The following is a 17760-nucleotide window of genomic DNA, read 5'->3' as shown; positions in this document are numbered from 1 at the left end:
ACCGAAGAATGAGGGAACGACCTGACGAGGAACGAGAAAGACGGGTCAGGCCGGAACCCACCGGGTTCCGCGCGGAGTCGACGCCAGAAGCCGAACGAAGTGAGCGCGGCGTCGACGGTGCGGCCAGGAACGAGCACGCGACGGTGGGCGGTGGGAGCACAGCGGACGCCGTCCACGGGTGTATGCGAGTGAGGCCGCACCGCGAGAGCAGCACCCGCAGGGTGCGACCGAGCAAGAGGCGCCTTCGGAGGCAGCTCCGCCGCGGCGCGCGTGCGCGCTGCTACCGTCGGAGACGCTGGCCGATCGCGCGGGCCGAAGTTGTGGGCGTTAGGTCCGGGGCGCCGCGGCTCCTCGTCACTCCTTTGGGAAGGTGAACAGCGCTCCGAAGGAGAACTGGTGGAGAAGGTCCGTCGCGATGGACCTCGCGGAAACGAGCCTCTCTGAAGTCGGGACGCCTGCTTCGATCGTGGTGAGGATCGGGATCGGTTCCAGGACTTCGCGAGAGCCCTCGAGGAGTCCATGGTCTCCGTGTCGGTCCGGTCCGTGCGCTCGAAGACCCGGAGGAAACTTCTGGGCCGCCAGCATATCGACGCGCGCGACGTATCGACCGGAGCGTCCTTGCTGCTTCGATCGCGCTTCAACCAGGCCTACGAGATCGCGGGCGAAGCCTTCGACTACCTCGACCTGCACGTAAGCGCGGCCGTCGTTGACGGGATTCGACTGGAACGCATCGACGCAGAGCGCGATCGTGCCGTCGTCGTGAAGCTCGACTCGAATGCTCTCGCCGACGGAGGCCACGTCGTTCGTTCGGCGATCCTCGAAGATCCGCCGTCTGAGACCCAGCCTCTGCGTGCTCCCGGTGTAGCTGGCCCATTGCAGGGGCGATCCGAATGTTTCTGCGCCGACGAGTTCGGTCGACCGGTCTTCTGCCTCGCTGAGGACGTCGAGGAACTCGCGGCTCGTGAGGGGGGTGGAGTCGATTCCCGGGCCGACTTCAGGGCGGGCGACTCCCACCAGCCAGGTCTTCTTCGTCCGGTCGAGGCCGTGCATCGCCTGCGCGACACCCTCCTCCAGCTGCGCGCTGAGGGACGCGGCGGTCTGGAATCGCTTGGAGTACGCGTGAGCGAGTTCCGGCTCAGCGAGCCATCGGGTCTCGGTTCCGTACCGGACAGGGGCCCTCAGCGTGTTGTCACTCGAGCTGACGAAGTGCGGCGCGTTGGTGCTCGCGGGAATCGTGATCGCGATCTGCCCGACGGCCGCATTGTCAGCGGACGGGATCGGGGTGACATCCAGCGGGGCGACGACCGGCTTCAGGTGGGCACCGGCCCACTGGCGCAGCCGTTGCAGCTCGGGCTCCGAGATGTCGATGTCGTTGATGGCCTTCGCGGTACCTCTGCCACGTTCCTCTTCAACGCCCATGACGATGATGCCTCCGGACGCGTTGGCCATCGCGGCGATGTCCTTCGCGAATTCACGGGCGGCGTTGTCGCCGCCGGCGGCGGCGGGGGCACTCTTCTTCCAGTCCAGATTGTCCGACTCGGCCAGGTTCACCTCGATCGCTTCGTCGATCAGGTCGCGAGTGAGAGGGGAAGGCTCGCGGCCGAGAGCTCGGTGGAGCGTTGTCATCACTGGTTGCACGCGGCCAGGCTCTCACGCGCGCGACGTTCACGGGCAGTCCCGGCCGAGCTGTTGGAGTGCTGCTACCGTGCTGGGCAGGTCAGGGTTTCCACGCGCACGTCTGGGTGTGAGCGTTAGGTGTTTGGTGTGGAAGGAACCGGCCTGATGGGTGCTGGACGAACGAAGACCGCTGCGCAGATCGACGCGCGGAAGAGGGCGCGGGACCGCGCAGCCGTGTACCGGGAGCGCGAGGAGAAGCTCGAGAACCTCGCGACCGACTACTTCGCGGCCACCGATCGTGAGGACGCGATCCTCACGGAGCTCGAAGAGGAGATCCGGAAGCTGCCCGCGGCATCGGAGGAGCAGGCGACGGCCGCTCGCCTCGACGAGGCGAGGGCGATCGCGGGGATGGGCGCATACGTCTCCCCGGCCGAGACCGCGGAACGATTAGGGATCACCTCGGCGAATGTACGCGCGGCGATACGAGCCCTCACCGAAGCGACAGCCACGGCCCCAAGCCCCACGGAGGACGCCAATGACGACGCCTCCGACGCTCACGAGCGTGAGCACGACTCGGCTGGCGAGATGGAGGTCACGGCGTGAAGGGCATCTGGGGAATGCGGGCGCTCCTCCTCCGAGCAGTAGCCCTGCTGTTTGTGGTCTATCCCGTCGGGAGCGCGTTCGGGACCGTCGGCGCGGCGGTGTGGGCGAACAGCCGCGACGCGTTCGGCGGGGTCGCTGTTGACTCCGAACTGGTCATTGGCGCGGGATTAGCAGCCGGATGGTCGACCGTGGGTCTCGTGCTCGCGCTCGGCGCCGCTCAAGTCGCGCTGCGGTGGATCAAGACGGCTCTGACGATTCCTACCACCCCGATGTATTCGGGAGATGGAACAGCCGCATCCGGTGCGGTGCTTCCGGCACGCGACCGGGCTTAGAAGAGCACAGGAAGGTCCTCGTCGATGCCGACGAGGACCTTCCGCAAGCTCGAGCACGAGGGCCCGTAGCGCCCGCGCTCGCGCAGCGCGCTCGAGTCGGCCGGCGCCGGTGGGCTGCGAGCGTCGTCGAGGGGCCTCCGTAGCGGCCATGCTGGGTGCAGTCGATCTTATTTGCGCGCCCATCACCCTCGCGCAGATGCTATATCGCCTCGTCCGCGTGCACGCACAGCGGCACGACGCACCAGGACTCATCACGTCCCGCTCGAAGGCGCGGCCGGCAATCTTCTCGAATGCGTACCGCTGAGGCCGGAGGACCTGCTGCTCGCCGTCGACGGTGCGCGTCCACAAGCGGCGGTAGCCGTCGTCGCCGGTCGCTCCCGTCCAGATCCAGCAGTCGTCAGGTTCGGGGCCCTTCACGACGCGCGTCCGCTGACGAAAGTCCAGGGCTGTCGCGATCGGCCCCCTCGCGGAACATGCTGGGCCCATTCGGGTACCACCACGCGACGCTCCGGCCTAACCCCCTCGAGCTCATGTATCGCACGCTACACCGCCAAGCAGAACACCGCTATAGAGCCTCACGCTCGACCGTCACTATCTACTAATCTTCGAGCGCGGCACCCGCATCGCGTAACCGATTGATTCCGTCGACTTGAGAGCGGAATCTCGCCCCTGCAGGATTTGCAACCAGAACGACACCTTCGTACCAATCGCAGGCTAGCAACTCCTCAATTTGAACGACAAACGTCGTATTTGAAAGGTCGATCTTTCTCCATCGCCCCGCCTCAGCTTGCGCCCTTGTCATCACAGCCTGATGAGTTGGATTTCGCCTAATGCGTCGGGGCGCATACCCACGAAGGGCTATGTCCCCAATTGCTTCCGAAATATCTAACGACCAACTCGAGTCATCTGGCTCGACCCTTAGCGCCTGAGCAAACTTCTGCGCGAGGGGGGAAGCGGTCGGCGCAGAGACACCCTTTTGGATAACGAGCGGTGAGAACTTCCCCTTCAAAATTACTTGATCAAATTCGCACCCATTTATAAATCCCGAAAAAATGTCTGCGCGCAAATTTTCGACAGTGACGTTTTGTAGTACCGCCCCTGACAAACTACTACTCTTGCCCACCACGTTCTTAAGACGTAGGTTCCGCAGTAAGGGCCTTCGCGCAATATCCTCCGTCAGCTCTGTTGAGCACCCGGAAAGCCGCAAACCGTCGACACTGACGTTTTCGGTCACGGATCCGGCCTCCGCCACGAACCGGTCAATTTCTAACGATTTGATCAACTGCCATACCTCCACTGTCTGTACGTCGCGATTCTATCCGGTCCCACGTACCACCGCTTTAGATGTCTTGCTACAGTCTTCTCATTATCGGTTGTAACTTCGTAACCCTTAATATTCTTATAAGCTACAAAATCTGGCATGTGCGCGCCGCCAATATATTCAAAATAAAGCATGACCTCCTTCTTGGAAGCAACATATCTTTCTATTGCTTTACCATTATTAACGGGTCCAAGCCAAGGCCTCGTCGCTTCGGCGGATCGTTCATTATCTGTCAGCCAGCGGTCGCGCAGAGCCGGGTCTGTGGCCATCTCAGCCCTAGCTTGTGTGACATTTCTCTGCAGAATATCGATGAGGGGTTCACACCCCCGAGTTGTTACAACTCGATCACCGTTGCAATCTGCATTCTTCTTTGTTGCGGTAGCAGCGTCAGTAACGGCAACTGACTCCACCCTCTCCGACGAGTAGGCGGAAGCAGCACTCGCTGCTAACGGCCCGCACGCTTTGGTAAGAGGAGTGCCGGCAGCGACGCAGGATCCGCCAGCGGTGCCAACTGCAGCCGTGCAACCAGCTCGGCTTCCGCCGGCAGCACAGGCAGCCTGCGGCCCTCCGACTGCTACACCTATCGGTGCTACGTCTGTCCGAACAAACTCCTGAGGAGGTGCGGTGTACCAACTATTGGATGCCCCGGGAATTCTGGCGAGCGTCTGCTCCAGATTCGCAAGGCTCGATGACAGGTTACCCAAAGCAACATCGAGACCAGCGAGAGAACTACTAAGGGCGACCATCGACGCGTTCAGCTGTGTCATGGTGGCCGACAGATGAGTCATGGAATTGGACAACCGGGTCATGGAGGCGTCCAGGTTGCCCATGCTGGTCGAGATGTCGGAGTAAACGTTTGTGCCGGCGTATCCGTAGCTGCCTGCCCCGGCGTAGCCGCCGAAGGCCCCAATCTGGACGTCGATGTGAGGAACCCAGTCGGTCGCGCTATAAGGCGTCGAGAATACTCCACCGCCTGAAAGCTCCAAGGTGGTGGAATTTGTTCTCGTCGACTGCCCGCCCATTGACTCCAACCCCTGGTTGTACAGCAGCACGGAGGTTACGCCGAGCCCCAGACCAAGGAGAGCCCCCATGGCGCCCGACACTGGCCCTGCAAGAGAGCCCACGCCACCGAGCGCACACGCAGGTGCAGTTATGGGAGTTGCGCAGTTTCCACTTTCATCGACCATATTTACGGGATTGGCAAGTCCGTAGCCGTAGCGATTTTGTTCATCCGCGGTGAGACTGGTGGAATCGCGCGACAAGAACGTTTCGCTTGCGCTATTAAACCAGCGCGCATCCATATTGATTAAGCCGCTCGAGCTCATGTAATCCCCCTGGAAGGCGACGGTCGTGTCGACACCGCCTCTCGTTTCGAGGATTGCCCCAAAGGGGGAATAGCTACGGCTTGCAAGATCGCCGTTTGATGCGAGATCAAGTACTCGATCTCCGTGCGGATCAGATACGGAATACTTTCCATTGATGAGTATCGGAGCCGTCTCCCCGCCAACAATGCTCGTGGAGCCAATCTTCAGTGGGTCGCGGTCAGTCGCTGCGTAGGAGACACTACTTCCAGCGGCGCTGCTCATCCGGCCGAGTGCGTCGTAAGAGTAAGTACTTTTACCGTCGTTGACGAGTTGGCCGAAACCGTCATAGGTGAACGTCGACGACGGAGTGCTTTGCCCTGTTGTTCGGCCATCCGCCGAGTATGTATAACTGGTGGCTCCGTCTCGAAGCAACCGGTTCCTGGCGTCGAATGTTCGGGCAGTGCCATCGATGTTCGTGGCGTCATTGTCGAAGTTCCAGGAGATGGCGTGATTCACACCAGCGCTGTCAGACCAGCCCGTTAGACGGTTTCGAGCGTCGTACGAGTACGTCTGATCGCCAGAGCCGGCGACGGTTGTCGGACCCACCGACTTTTTGGTTCTATTGCCTGATTGATCGTATTCGTAGGCGAAGGAGGCTTGGATAGCGCCGCTCGCGTTCTCTAGTTGATCCAGGCTCAATTCTCCGAACGAATTGTATTCAAAGTCTCGCTTTGTTGCCTGGCCCCATGACTCGGTTTGTTGACGACCAGCCGCGTCGTAGGTGATCGTCACCGGATTGGCGGAAGTGGACGAAGTGACAGTGGTAGGACGGCCCCCCGCGGAATAAGCGTAGGTTGTCGTTCCTGTCGCGTCTGTTTGCTTTGAAACGTTCCCTGCTCGGTCGAAGGTTCTGGTCACATTGCCTGCAGGGCCGTTCGACGCCGTTACTCGACCTAGGTCGTCCCAGGTCAAGCTCTGGGTTCCGTTCGGGTGGCTAAAACCATTCAGTCGACCGACTACGTCGTAAGAGAAGGATCGGGTCGATGTAGTTTGCCCAATCGTGCCGGTCTCGGCTTTGAGATTATTATCAACGTCGTACTCGAGCAACCTCTGGACACCGCCCGGCGACGTTTCCTTGACAGGCAACCCGGAGCCGTTGTACGTCCAGGTGGTAGATCTATCAGAGGTTGCAGGATAAGCAGCAGTCGACGGTTCCGTGAGGGAAACAAGGGTGCCTGCTGGGCTGTACGAAGATACGCTGGTCGCCCCGGCGGGATCCGTGAAAGTAACCGGTCTGCCAAGAAGGTCGTAAGTAATCTTCGACACAGATCCATCTTCATGGGTCATTGACCGGAAGTTGTTGACCTTATCGAATTCAAACTTTTTCTGGTAACCCCGCGCATCAGTCTGCGAGATTTGGTTGTCACTTAAATCATACGACCAAGCCCAGGATCGCTTTGCCGTCTCGCCGCTCTTTCCTACTGTTAGGCCGATGACGTTGTTCCGGGGATCATAAGCATAGTTGGTGTATGCTCCGGAACTATCCTCCACACGCTGCACGTTGCCCGCCGGATCGAAATCGAAGTCGAGCGAGACAGAATCCGCGTCGACAGACCGGACAATCTCCCCAAATCCGTTCTTTTCCACGACGGCCTGGCCGCCCTGCGGGTCCGTCGTCGTGGTTCGAAGCCCCAGTGCGTCGTACTTGTATGACGTGGTGAGCTGTTCGCCGGAACCGGATTGACGCAGAATCTGCGTAGCGGTTGTCGGGCGGTTCTTCGAATCGTAGGCGTATGTAACCCGCGCACCCGTCGGATCCGTGGTTTCAGTCACGTTGCCGATTCGATCGTATTGAGTAAGCCATCGTCGGTCAGATCCCGCTGGCGACAACGAAGGCAACGACACTAACGTGCGCCGATTCAGCGAGTCATATCCATAAGTCGTTGTACGGCCGCTGGGCGCAACTTCGGTAACGACCCGGCCAAGCACGTCATAAGCCATTCGCGTAACTGCGGTTTCCGCAGTGGCGCCAACGTTAGCGGAGGGTGCTTCAATTTCGGTCACACGATCGAAGAGATCTCGTTCGAGTCGAGTCATCCCCCCGAGAGCGTCCTTCAGCCCGGCCTGTCGCCCGAATTCGTCATAGCTGAAGGAGGTTGTTGCTCGACTACCATCCGCTGCCGGCGGTGCAGAGGCTGTCTTAAGTTGACCCATCTCATCGTAAACGTAGCTAGTTGACCAGACTGCCTCGCTCCCCGAAACCCACCTCGGGTCAATGGCGGCAGTGATGAGGCCGCGCTGGCTACGGCGGAATGTGGTGGTCGACTTTGGGTCACCGGCGCTAGCGCCGTTCATCGATTCAGAGGTGACCTGGCCTGCCGCGTCATAGGTGTAGGAAGTCGAGCGCAGGGCTGCGTTCGCAGCCATCACTGTTTCAGAAGTGATTTGTCCGCGAAGATTGTAAGTGAAATCGGTTCGGCGCGTTGTTTCTGAGCCATCTGCATTTTTGACGGTGATCGACGAAGCTTGAGGTCGGTCGAGAGCGTCGTAAGTGGTGAATATTTTTTGCAGGCCACCGTCCCTTCTAATGTTGGTGACATTGCCTTCGAGGTAGCCGACTTCCTCGATTGTTTGGTCGATTAATCTACCACCGTCTCCTGCGACCTGCAGAGCGACAGTTTTGATGACGTTGCCGTCGTAGTTGTATTCAAAGGAATAACGTTGTCCGTTGGCGTCCTTGAACTCCTTTACCCGGCCGGACGAATCGAATGTGCGCTCCTCCATAACGATTGCTGTCGCCGCAACCGTAGGCTTTGCTTGATCCTTATAATTTACGAGACTGACTTTCAGAGGAAGATTACTTTTCGAGTACTCGATGAGTGTCGAGGTGCCCGCCGCGTCCGTCTTTTTCGTAACATTGCCAAAAGAGTCATATTCGAAAGCGCCAAGTTGAACTCCAGCGCCGCTCTTAATTGCTTTAGAGCGCCCTAGACTATCGTAGACATATGCGGTCGATCGAGACTTGCCGCTGACAAGATCGGTCTCCGTGCGGCTTGTAACATTCCCGCCTAAATCGAATGTATATTTCTGAGTCAATTTGCGCTCGGCCGACGTTATCGAATCCTTTACGGTGGGGTTCTCCACTGACGCAATGCTGCCATTGGGCGCATATGAGTAGGTCGTCAATGCGCTCGTGGGTAGGTCATTAGCATAAACTTCAGTTGACGATATTCGCCCGAGAGAATCGTACTGATAGCGGGTTCTTAGGCCGACCGGGTTGGTAACTTCCCGTACTTGCCCATTTCCATCGTAGGAGTACGTGGTTTTGGCTCCCACGGGATCAGTGGTTGTAAGCAAAACGCCCTTGGGTACAGTCGCGGTCGAGCTCCCAAAGGCGAGCTCCGACCCGGTCGCGTAGGAATACGTTGTGGTCGCCGCTTCCGTGTCCGATAAGACCATGCTTGAGCTGACAATACGCGAGTTCTGATCGTATGAGAACTTCTGCTTCTTCTCTCCATATCGGGGACCGATCGAGCTCAGTCTGCCGTTCGTGGAGTCGTAGGTATAGTACTCCCAACGGGTCCCGGAATTGTCGCCCCAAGTGCGGCTGCTTAGCCTACCCGTTGAGATATTTCGCGAGCCAACAACCTTTTTCTCATAGGACAGTTTAAGTTTGGCTCCTGCAGCATTAATGTATTCAGCTAGCTGACCTTGTTCATCGTAAATCCAGCGATGACTTCCATTGTTCTCATCAAGGAGGCGCGTGGTTCTCCCGGCTTCGTCCAGGTCGTAGATCGAAGTAACGCCTGCGGGTGAGGTGACTAATACTTTCGTATCCGGCCAGGCGCGGCGGAACGACGTGTCGCCGCCACCCGTGTTGACCGACGTCACCTGGCTGGTGCCCGCCATATAAGCGACGCTTGCCTCCACCGCGCCCGAACCTGATACGACGCGCGAGAGGAGCTGAGAGGGTGAGCCACTCGTGTACGAATATGTGCGACAGGAGGTTTCGACGGGAGACGAGGAGACTCTGCAGGCTTTCGTGAGGGCGTTGGATGAATACTGGTAAGTCCAATAGACGTTCGAGTCCGCCCCGAGGCTACCAGTGCTCGATACTGCAGACGTCCGAGTGATAACCTTACTAATTCGGCCCCCGTTCCAAGCAACGCCAATGGTCCGACCGCTAAGGCTATCGGTCAGGCCGACGATGGCTCCTGCAGATGTACGGGTAAAAGTGATTGACCGCCCGTCGACGTTGGTGATTTTCTGAATACCGGTGGAGGACAGTTCACTTGCAGTTCCAGCAATGTCCGTAAAAGTGAAGTTGGAGCAACTGGCGCATTTCTCCAGTTTCATTCCGGCGCTTCCGGGAGCTGGAGAATACGAATTGTCGGGGTTAAGACCAAATGCAACTTCGCGACCATCTGCCAGACGCACCATCTGCCCGTAGTCAGTCGATTTGATCTTCATATCGAACACGCTCGACCAGCCAACGCCGAAGGCTCCGACCGAAATATTGGAGCTTGAGTAAAAGCGATCCATCTTCAGTGGAGGACCCGCGGTGACGACTTCTGCGTCGGAGTCACTGCGCTCGTAGTGAGAGTCGGCAAGGCTGACCCCATCGAGAAGGGACGCTTGTTGGCCGAGCCCAATATTCGTTTGAGCTGGTACTGGCACAGACGTTCCAAAAGTTTGGAACGGACCGAAGGTGCCGGCGTAGGGGTTATCGCGGACCGAGACTGTCCACTGGTACGCAGCACCCCAGTACAGGGCTCCCTTCGGCACGCGCCATCGGGGACTTCCTACCCAGCCGGAGTCAGCAACGACAGGACCGTCAAAGCACGACTGCGTTGCGTCGCAATTTCGCACGGAGAACTTATAGTTCATGGTGCCACGCGGGTTGATGACTGTGCCGACAAGCGTGGGGGTAAGGCTCGGAAGAGACGCCTGGTTCGAAGGGCCATCTAGACGCATTCCGAGGGCTGGTGGTGTGACATTCTTTGGCGCTAGCGAAGCCCCTGTTGCAAACGCTGACCGATCGTCAAGGATTGTTCCAAAATACGGGTTGTCGCGCGCACTGGCGTACCAGTTGTAGGTCGAATTGCTGCTCAAGGCTCCTGATGGCACGCGCCAAGAGGATGAACTTATCCACCCGCTCGAGGCGACGGAATTGGCGCCACCAGCGCTACAATAGTCGTAGCCTGAACAGACCACGAAGTTATACTCGTAGTTCGCTCCGGGTGGCGCACCATCAAAGCGCGTTTCTAGAACGGGAGTAGTGCCAGTATTGGTTGAACCGTCAGTCGGCCTAATTGGGACAGTCTTTTTATCCGTTGCCGTGGCATTCAAGGACGACTCGCTAGCGTAGGAGGTTACCTCTGCGGCTCCAGAGGCGGTCTTGCGGAGAGGCTGCGCTGGTACTGCCGCGCTACCGTTCTTCCGAATAGGCGCTTCGACGTATGTCCGGTCGCCTGAGTGGTCGAAAGCTGCGGCTGGCTCGACAACCTGAGGAATCAGATCCGGAGTTTCGTAGTCCGGAATTTCTTCAGCCACCGGAGTGGCCTCGGGCACTACGGCAGATGGTTCTTCGAGGGAAACGTCGCTGACGTCGGGCGCGTCGAGGAGTGACTTTGCCTCTTCAAGGCCCGGAGGGGTGGCGGTCGGCGCGACGGGGGCGAAAGTCGGCGATTCAGGCGTATCGACGACCGTTGTTCCAGGGAGTCGCTCGGCACCGAGAGAGCTAGGACCGATGTAAGTGGCGGCGGGAGTCTGGGAGCGCACCTCTAGGGCTACGACCGGTCCTCCCGCCGGCGCTGAGGTGAGCAGGAGCGTGAGTACCGTGGCTACCGCGTATGCCTTCAGACGCGATGGTGGTTGAACGCGCAAGGTCACTCCTGCGTGGTGTCGCAGAGAGCCCCGCGTAGGCGACGGGCGGTCGCGCCCTCGAACCGCACTCTAGGGCGGCAGGTGCGACCCTCGCGACCCAGCGGTGTGGCATGCCGTCTGTAGTGTGCTGACTCATGAGAACTGTTCTGGGTCGAAATCGCGCGTGTCACCCTAACTGGGGTACGGTCGCGCTCGTAGTCCTCGCCACGTCAGCCTTGGCGGCGTGTACTTTGCAGACTAATGACCCCCGTCGTGTCGATTCATCCCCTTCGGCGACGGACAAAACTGACGGTTTTGAGTTCCAGGATGAGCCAGGAGTTGAGCCACAACTCGACGAATCGTCTGGCCTATTCTCTCTCGCTGTTGGGGACTGCTTGAACATTCAGACGCCAAACGCGCCAAATGATCGGCTTTCTGTAGATTGCGAACTTGAGCATGACGCCGAGGTTTATGCAGCTCTCGTGGCTGAAGGCGATAGTTTCCCTGGTGAGGAGATCATTCAAGCAACAGCATATGATTCGTGCGGGTCTTCATTTGAGTCCTTTATCGGAGTTCCATACAACGACTCGGTCCTCTCCTTCACCTACCTCTATCCAACTGAGGAAACGTGGATCGCTGGGGATAGGGAAACCCTCTGCATCGTTTCTAATCCATCTCGCATGACGCTAGGCTCTTTACGGGGGAGTGCAACATGACTATTAGACCACCTGCGAGAGGATCCGAAGTGATTGAATGCTTTATGTCAAGGACTCGAAAGCAATCGGCCGCTCGGTGGACTGCCATCGTCGTGATTCTATTTAGCCTGACCGTGGTTATTCCTTCAACTCTGTCAAACGGTGCAGCGGCGGCGCCGCGTTACTATAATGCGCTGGTCTCAGGCGAAGAATTGATCCGCGGAGAGTCTCTTACTTCTCCCAGCCTGGCATTCAAGCTGGTATTTCAATCTGATGGCAATCTCGTTGCCTACAATTCAAGCTCGAATGCGATATGGAGTTCTGGAACGCAAGGCACAGGCGTCCGTCTCGCAATGCAAAAAGATGGCAATGCGGTAATATATTCTTCAACCAACCAGGCCGTCTGGCTTACAGATACTAATGAGCCTGGGGCAACACTTTCCTTTCAAGACGACGGGAATTTGGTCCTCTACAGGACCGATTACTCGCCAGCGTGGGCTTCATCAACTAATGGATTCATTGCTCCGCGAGAGCATCCGTCGCTGGCGCCGAATGATTCGCTCCGGCCAAAGCACCAGTTGACGAGTCGCGCCGGAGGCTTTCGCGCCGTCATGCAAAGCGACGGAAACTTCGTTGTTTATGGGCCATCAGGCGCTCTGTGGTCTTCTCGCACGTCCGGAAGTGGGAATTACCTTGTAATGCAGGGAGACGGAAACGCAGTTATTTACTCGTCAAGTGGTACAGCGTTGTGGACGTCCGGCTCTAGCGGCAAGCCGGGCTCAGAGATGTGGATGCAGGACGATGACAATTTGGTTGTATACGACGGCGGCCAAGCGGTCTGGAGCAGGCGTTAGCGTCTTAATTCCTCATCCTACGTCGGACGACTCAGATGCACACGCTCAGATAAGGAGCATCTCCGGACAGGGCGATAGATGCAAGAGTGGCGTGAAGGCTCTCTACCAAAAACTGCACCTGCTCCTGTGTCCAGTTTTCCAGTTCGACAGAGTTTTCACGCCACCGCTGCGCGGCGGAGGCTCTGCCCACTTCGCCGGCAGCGTCGAGGGAGGCGCCTAAACCTGCGCCGATAGGGATGACGAAACATTCATAGCCTTCCGTCGCTCCAACTGGTTGATATTGAGCGGAGGGAAGACCCAAAGCTGGCGACGAGGTGAGAATCCCCTCAAGCTCCCAGAGTTCGGTCGGACCGACATCACATGGGAAGCCGTCGGAGCTCCCCAACGCTGCAGCCGCTTCTTGATCGGAACCAGCACCAAATACACTCGCCATCAGACCCATGGCATCCATCTTCTCACTTCTTAGCTTAAAAAGTCTTCACGGCCTGGAATCAGGCGTTCGGCTTACACGACGACGAGGAAACGAAGGGTATCCTCCTTGTCCGGCGGCTACGTCGCCGCGTCGCGATCTCCGACAGCTTCGACGGATCAAAGATCCGCACCGTCATCGACGCCAGAAAGTGGCCCGGGACAGGGTGAATTTTCTCCCACGGCGGTCCTGAAGACGGAGAGTCGTCTCGGTGTTGGTCCTCACCCGCCAGCCCTGAGCTCGAGCGGACACGCAGATCCGCTCGATCTCCCGCTCCAGCAGTTCGCTGTCGCTTCCGGCCGTCCTGCTACCGGCCGACACAGGAGCCGCTCGGCGACCATGCTTGCGGACAGCCTCCGCGATCCGGAGGGCCGCCTCCGCGACGGCGATCCGCGGGTTCCGCTGATTGCGCCGGTAGGGGAGGCCAGCGAGGTCGCTGGGCAGCTGAAGGTCGTCGGCGCGGTCGACGACGATGTAGGTGCGCTCCCGCCCGAGTACGCCGATGAACAATCCCAGCTCGAAGATCACGTTGTCGCGCGCGACTACTCGGGACTTCCCACGCACATCTGCCGTGTCGCCGGCCGTGGCGATGAGCACAGCGAAGTCGGCGCGGTGGGCGGCCTTCAGAAGAGACTCCATCGTGAAGTCGGAGAGCTCGAAGACGCCCTGACTCCACGTGATCGCTTCGCACGATCCACGACTGTGCAGAGCGGACTGCAGGTAGTCGGCGATCTCGATTCCCTCCGAGGACGAGCCGATGAAAACGGTCGGCAGGTCTTCGGATGGGGATGACGATCGCGAGGGCACAAGTCGATCGTAGGAGTGGGTGACCGGTCGGGTCGGTTAGAGCCAGCGTTCGGCGAGGTGGTCGGCCGAGACTCGACGGATGGTGCCGGAGGTGGAGCGCAGGACGATGAACTCGGTGTGGATGAGGTGCCCCTCCTTGCGGACGCCGCGCACGAGGCCGCCGTTGGTGACGCCGGTGGCGACGAAGAGGTGTAGTCGGAGTTGACGAGGTCGTTGGCGTGCAGGACGCGGTCGAGGTCGTGGCCGGCGTCGATCGCTCGCTGGCGTTCGTCGTCGTCCTTGGGTCATGACGGAAAGTGGTCGACCAGTCAACCAGTGCGCGATTCTGCTGTCTCCGGACGGAAAGTCTGTCTGTCCGATGTCGGAGGGATGTGGTCGGATGGCGCCATGAGCGCCGGACGCATGCCTCCCCAGCAGCCGCAGATTCCCCGAGGGTTGAGCGGAGACGACGACTACGGCGATCAGGTGCTGCGCTCCGCGGACCTGATGATGGCGATGCTCGAGGATCTACGTGCGCAGCCCTCGCCGGTGGACTCTGCGGAGCAGCAGATAGCAGCTCAGCTGCAGGTCTTGACGGAAGCGCTGAAGAAGCATCGTCCTGAGCGGGTGACGGAGCTCGCGCGGCTCGCGTGCCTTCCGTGGTCGCTGGCCGGGCGGGTCAAGCCGGAGACCGAGGGGGGACCGGCGAAAGCGGAGCTGCTCGCCTTACTCGCGCTGGTGTCATCGTCCACGACGACGGACGGCTCAGCCGCGGACGAGCGCCCGAACTCACTTTACGAAGCGGCTCACGAGTGGGCGGAGCAGGCGGAGGGACTCATCTACTCAGTGCAGGCACTGCAGATCCTGCACGCGGAGGCGAGCCCGGGCGATCCATTCGCCACTATCGCAATGTCGTCGCGGATGCGGGAGGTCTGGGTGCGGAACACGTCCTACCCCGACATGGTCAAGACCACTCACGATCTCCTGTTCAGCGATGAGCCGACTCGCTCGGAGATCATGTCCCTTGCGGGGTTCGACGCCAACGATGCTCTGAACGTCCTGACCGCTCTGCACGATCTTCAGGTCGCTGCCTTCAACGAGCGGGTGCGGGCTCGGGAGATGGTGTTGCGAGAAGGTGCGGCTTCCGGGACCAGGGATCCCGAGGCCGATGTCGTCCGTCGCGCGAGAATCGCGCACAACGACGCCTGGCAACCGACCGCCGATCGGGTGGCTTTCGCGCCGGAGGCGATCGCCGCTCGGGCCGAAGTTGAGGAGTCGGTCGCCGAGGCCGTGCTCAAGCAGTTCGCCGTCTCCGTGCATGGCGTGAGTGCCCGAGACGTGCTGGAGGGCTTCGTCGGCGGGGACAACCCGCTCAGGACGAGTCCGGTGATCCGCACCGACCGCGGCACGTTCCTCATCGTGCACGACGCGCTGCTCCAGCCGGCGATCCGGGAGAACTTCGAGCAGCTCCTCAAGTCTTCGCCAGCGGCTTGGGAGGTCTACCAGAATCGCCGCGGTGACGTGCTCGAGGAGACCGGGAGGGCGGCCCTGGAGAAGATGCTCCCTGGGGGCACCACCTACTTCGGCTTCGACTACTTCGTGCCGGTCAACGCTCAGGAGCGCAGCGGCCCGCCTGCCGGGTACACGAAGAGGGTCGAGGGCGATCTGCTGATCGTCGTCGACGATGTGGCGATCGTTGTCGAGGCAAAAGCCGTCGCTCTGACGCCGGCAGCACGGGCGGGGGAGACACGCCTACTTCGGCGCAGTCTGGTCGGCATCATCACGAAGGCGGCGGAGCAGGCGACCCGGACGCAGACGCGGATCGCGGAAGACGGCGGCCTCCGACTGCACCAGGGCGGGTGGCTGGACCTTTCGCACATCAGGGAAATCCACACCGTCGCACTGAGCTTGGAGGACTTGTCGGGTGTCGGGATCGCGACGCACGATCTGATCGACGCGGGACTGCTCGACGCAACGATGACCCCGTGGGTCGTGTCGATTCACGATCTTCAGGTGATCGCGGACGTCATCGACCGGCCCGCAGAGTTCCTGCTCTACCTTCGCCGGCGCCGTGACCCAGAGGCCTCTCGCCTGTACCTCGCTGCCGACGAACTCGATCTCCTGCTCTACTTCTTTCAGAAGGGGCTCTACGTCGAACCCGACCCGACGCTAAAGCAGCTACCCCATCTGCGGGTCCGTGAAGCACGAACAGCAGACGTACGGCGTCGCGCGCGGCAGCAGACGCTCATCATCACGAGTCTCACCGACCCGCTCGATGCATGGCACGAGGCGCAGATCGACCCCATGAAGCCGCGTGCTCCGAAGCCGCGGAGACTCGGAAGCCCGATGAACGCCCTCGCGGACGAGCTCCAGCGGCGCGGCGGCGTCGGATGGTTGAGCCTCGGAGCGACGCTGATCTCGGGATCGACGAAGACACAGAGCGATTGGACACGGCTCCCAAAGAAGCTGATCGATGAGTCGACGGGAAAGCCGCGCTCGTGGACCGCGCCGTTCGGGACCACGCCGGAGGATGCCTGGCTCCTGGTCTGGGCGACCTTGCCTGAGGACGCTAATCTCGCGGCGACCACAAACGATTTTCAGCAGTATTTGAAGGCAAAGAAGTACCGGCTAGAGCTGCGGCGCGGCGCAGTCCTCCTCTATGACGAAGTCACCCGTGGCCTCGTCGACGTAATGTACGACGGAACGCTGCCCACTCCCGATCCGCAGATGGATGAAGAGGTGAAGAGGCTGCTCCCGATCGCAAAGTTCGCGAGCGCTCCTCCGCCGGTCAGGCGCGGGCAGCGTCCTCAGCCGAAGCGCAAGAACAGGAAGTGAGGTCGTGTTCACGCGAGAGAGTTCAGCTCGTCTGATCGGTCTCGTCGCCGAGGGTCGCGATCAGGCGAGCACTGGCTTTGCTCATGTGGGTTTCCAATGCCGAGCTGGCCGTGTTCGCGTCGCGGTCGCGGATAGCCTGTCATCTGCAGGACATCCACCAGTTGGATGAATCGGGGAGCTAGAACAGATCGCGCAAGTCGTGGCATTCCTCGCATCGTTCGCGGCGAGCTTCGTCCCACTGTTCGAGACAAAGAGGGGCCAGCCGAAGTATTTCAGGCAAGGATTGAGACAGTCGGAGTCTGTCCGCAACGCTGAAATCGACGTTTTCGATCGATGCGTCAGTCTTCAGTAGCGTGGCGGGGATGAAAGTCCCGGCTTGGTCTGCGTACCTGCCGCGATCCAGATGCATGTCCAGAAAAACGATCACCGCCGTCGACTCGCTAGAAGCCAGCTCGCTCCCACGCCGGAGCTTGAGGATCGCCGGCACACCTCGATTTTCGATCGACGCGTACTCCCCCTCGAGGTCGTGAGTGAGCACGAGGGGATCGTCGGCGCCTCCGACGACCGTCGCGTTGTTGATGCTCAGGGGATGACATGTCGTCGCTGCATGTCGCAGGACATCGAGCGTCCCTCGGTCATCTGCCCAGGCGCCGAGGTACGCCTTGGTTAACACGTGAGGGCGTCGCACTGGTCCAGCCATCTTCAGATCGTAGATCGCAGGATCAGCAGTGACGCCTCCTCGGCGCACGCACCGGCCCGGTGCAGCCCGTCCGTGTCGCCAGGGATCACCGCAGTGGTTGCTAGTGGTGAGTATGGACAGCTCCGAAGCCGGTCGTCTTCAGAAGCGAGGCGAGCACGGCGAGACCGCCGAGGACGACGCCGGTGATCGACATCGCCTTGGACTGGCCGCGGCGCAGGGCGAGGACGCCCAGGACGACGGCGGCGATCCCGACGAGTGCCCCGAAGACCGGGACGAGGCCGACGAGGAACGCGACGATGCCGACGACGAGTGCGGCGATGGCGAGGCCGGCCGGGCCGGTCGCGCCATCGCCGCACTCGTCGTCGGCATCGTCGCGTTC

At 60.2% G+C, this 17760-nt stretch carries 10 protein-coding genes and 2 pseudogenes; 4 read left to right on the top strand and 8 right to left on the bottom strand.

What is annotated here, in order from left to right:
* Positions 1-354: 354 nt before the first annotated feature.
* Complete coding sequence (locus C5C46_RS15320; protein ID WP_146079016.1) at positions 355-1626, bottom strand: helix-turn-helix domain-containing protein; 1272 nt, start codon at positions 1624-1626, stop codon at positions 355-357.
* 156 nt (positions 1627-1782) lie between these two features.
* Here C5C46_RS15320 and C5C46_RS15315 point away from each other — a divergent pair, with 156 nt between their 5' ends.
* The gene (locus C5C46_RS15315; protein WP_104227317.1) at positions 1783-2220 is read left to right on the top strand and encodes a hypothetical protein; all 438 of its coding nucleotides are present in this window, start codon (positions 1783-1785) and stop codon (positions 2218-2220) included.
* Positions 2217-2552: a hypothetical protein gene (locus C5C46_RS15310; protein WP_104227316.1), complete on the top strand. Its 336-nt coding sequence runs from the start codon at positions 2217-2219 to the stop codon at positions 2550-2552. Before C5C46_RS15315 ends, C5C46_RS15310 begins: the two co-directional genes overlap by 4 nt.
* A 598-nt stretch (positions 2553-3150) precedes the next feature.
* Here C5C46_RS15310 and C5C46_RS16680 read toward each other — a convergent pair.
* Positions 3151-3786: a hypothetical protein gene (locus tag C5C46_RS16680; RefSeq protein WP_146079015.1), complete on the bottom strand. Its 636-nt coding sequence runs from the start codon at positions 3784-3786 to the stop codon at positions 3151-3153.
* Between the two features lie 44 nt (positions 3787-3830).
* Entirely contained in the window at positions 3831-10064 is a 6234-nt protein-coding gene (locus C5C46_RS16675; RefSeq protein WP_181136538.1) for an RHS repeat-associated core domain-containing protein, read from the bottom strand.
* A gap of 1133 nt (positions 10065-11197) precedes the next feature.
* On the opposite strand from C5C46_RS16675, the gene C5C46_RS17435 reads away from it, so the two are divergent.
* On the top strand, positions 11198-11758 hold the full coding sequence (locus tag C5C46_RS17435) for a septum formation family protein (protein WP_104227315.1): 561 nt from the start codon (positions 11198-11200) through the stop codon (positions 11756-11758).
* Positions 11759-12622: 864 nt separating this feature from the next.
* On the opposite strand, the gene C5C46_RS16670 is transcribed toward C5C46_RS17435, so the two are convergent.
* From C5C46_RS16670 to C5C46_RS15270, 3 genes and pseudogenes are all read right to left on the bottom strand, one after another.
* Positions 12623-13042: a hypothetical protein gene (locus tag C5C46_RS16670; RefSeq protein ID WP_146079013.1), complete on the bottom strand. Its 420-nt coding sequence runs from the start codon at positions 13040-13042 to the stop codon at positions 12623-12625.
* A 153-nt stretch (positions 13043-13195) separates the two neighbouring features.
* Positions 13196-13867, bottom strand: a complete 672-nt coding sequence (locus C5C46_RS15275; protein WP_104227313.1) for a nucleotide-binding protein — start codon at positions 13865-13867, stop codon at positions 13196-13198.
* A gap of 36 nt (positions 13868-13903) precedes the next feature.
* Positions 13904-14151: pseudogene (locus C5C46_RS15270) on the bottom strand (fructose-bisphosphatase class II); the annotation flags it as partial.
* Between the two features lie 103 nt (positions 14152-14254).
* Here C5C46_RS15270 and C5C46_RS15265 point away from each other — a divergent pair.
* The gene (locus C5C46_RS15265) at positions 14255-16681 is read left to right on the top strand and encodes a preprotein translocase subunit SecA (protein ID WP_146079012.1); all 2427 of its coding nucleotides are present in this window, start codon (positions 14255-14257) and stop codon (positions 16679-16681) included.
* A 178-nt stretch (positions 16682-16859) separates the two neighbouring features.
* On the opposite strand, the gene C5C46_RS15260 is transcribed toward C5C46_RS15265, so the two are convergent.
* Both C5C46_RS15260 and C5C46_RS17055 read right to left on the bottom strand, forming a co-directional pair.
* Positions 16860-17219, bottom strand: coding sequence for a hypothetical protein (locus tag C5C46_RS15260; protein WP_104227311.1), 360 nt, complete (start codon positions 17217-17219; stop codon positions 16860-16862).
* Between the two features lie 262 nt (positions 17220-17481).
* Positions 17482-17760 (bottom strand): annotated as a pseudogene (locus C5C46_RS17055) (hypothetical protein); the annotation flags it as partial.

Origin of the sequence: Rathayibacter sp. AY1E6, assembly GCF_002931115.1 — a bacterium.
In the GTDB taxonomy this organism is placed as follows: Bacteria; Actinomycetota; Actinomycetes; order Actinomycetales; family Microbacteriaceae; genus Rathayibacter.
This window is presented reverse-complemented; position numbering and strand designations above follow the sequence as displayed.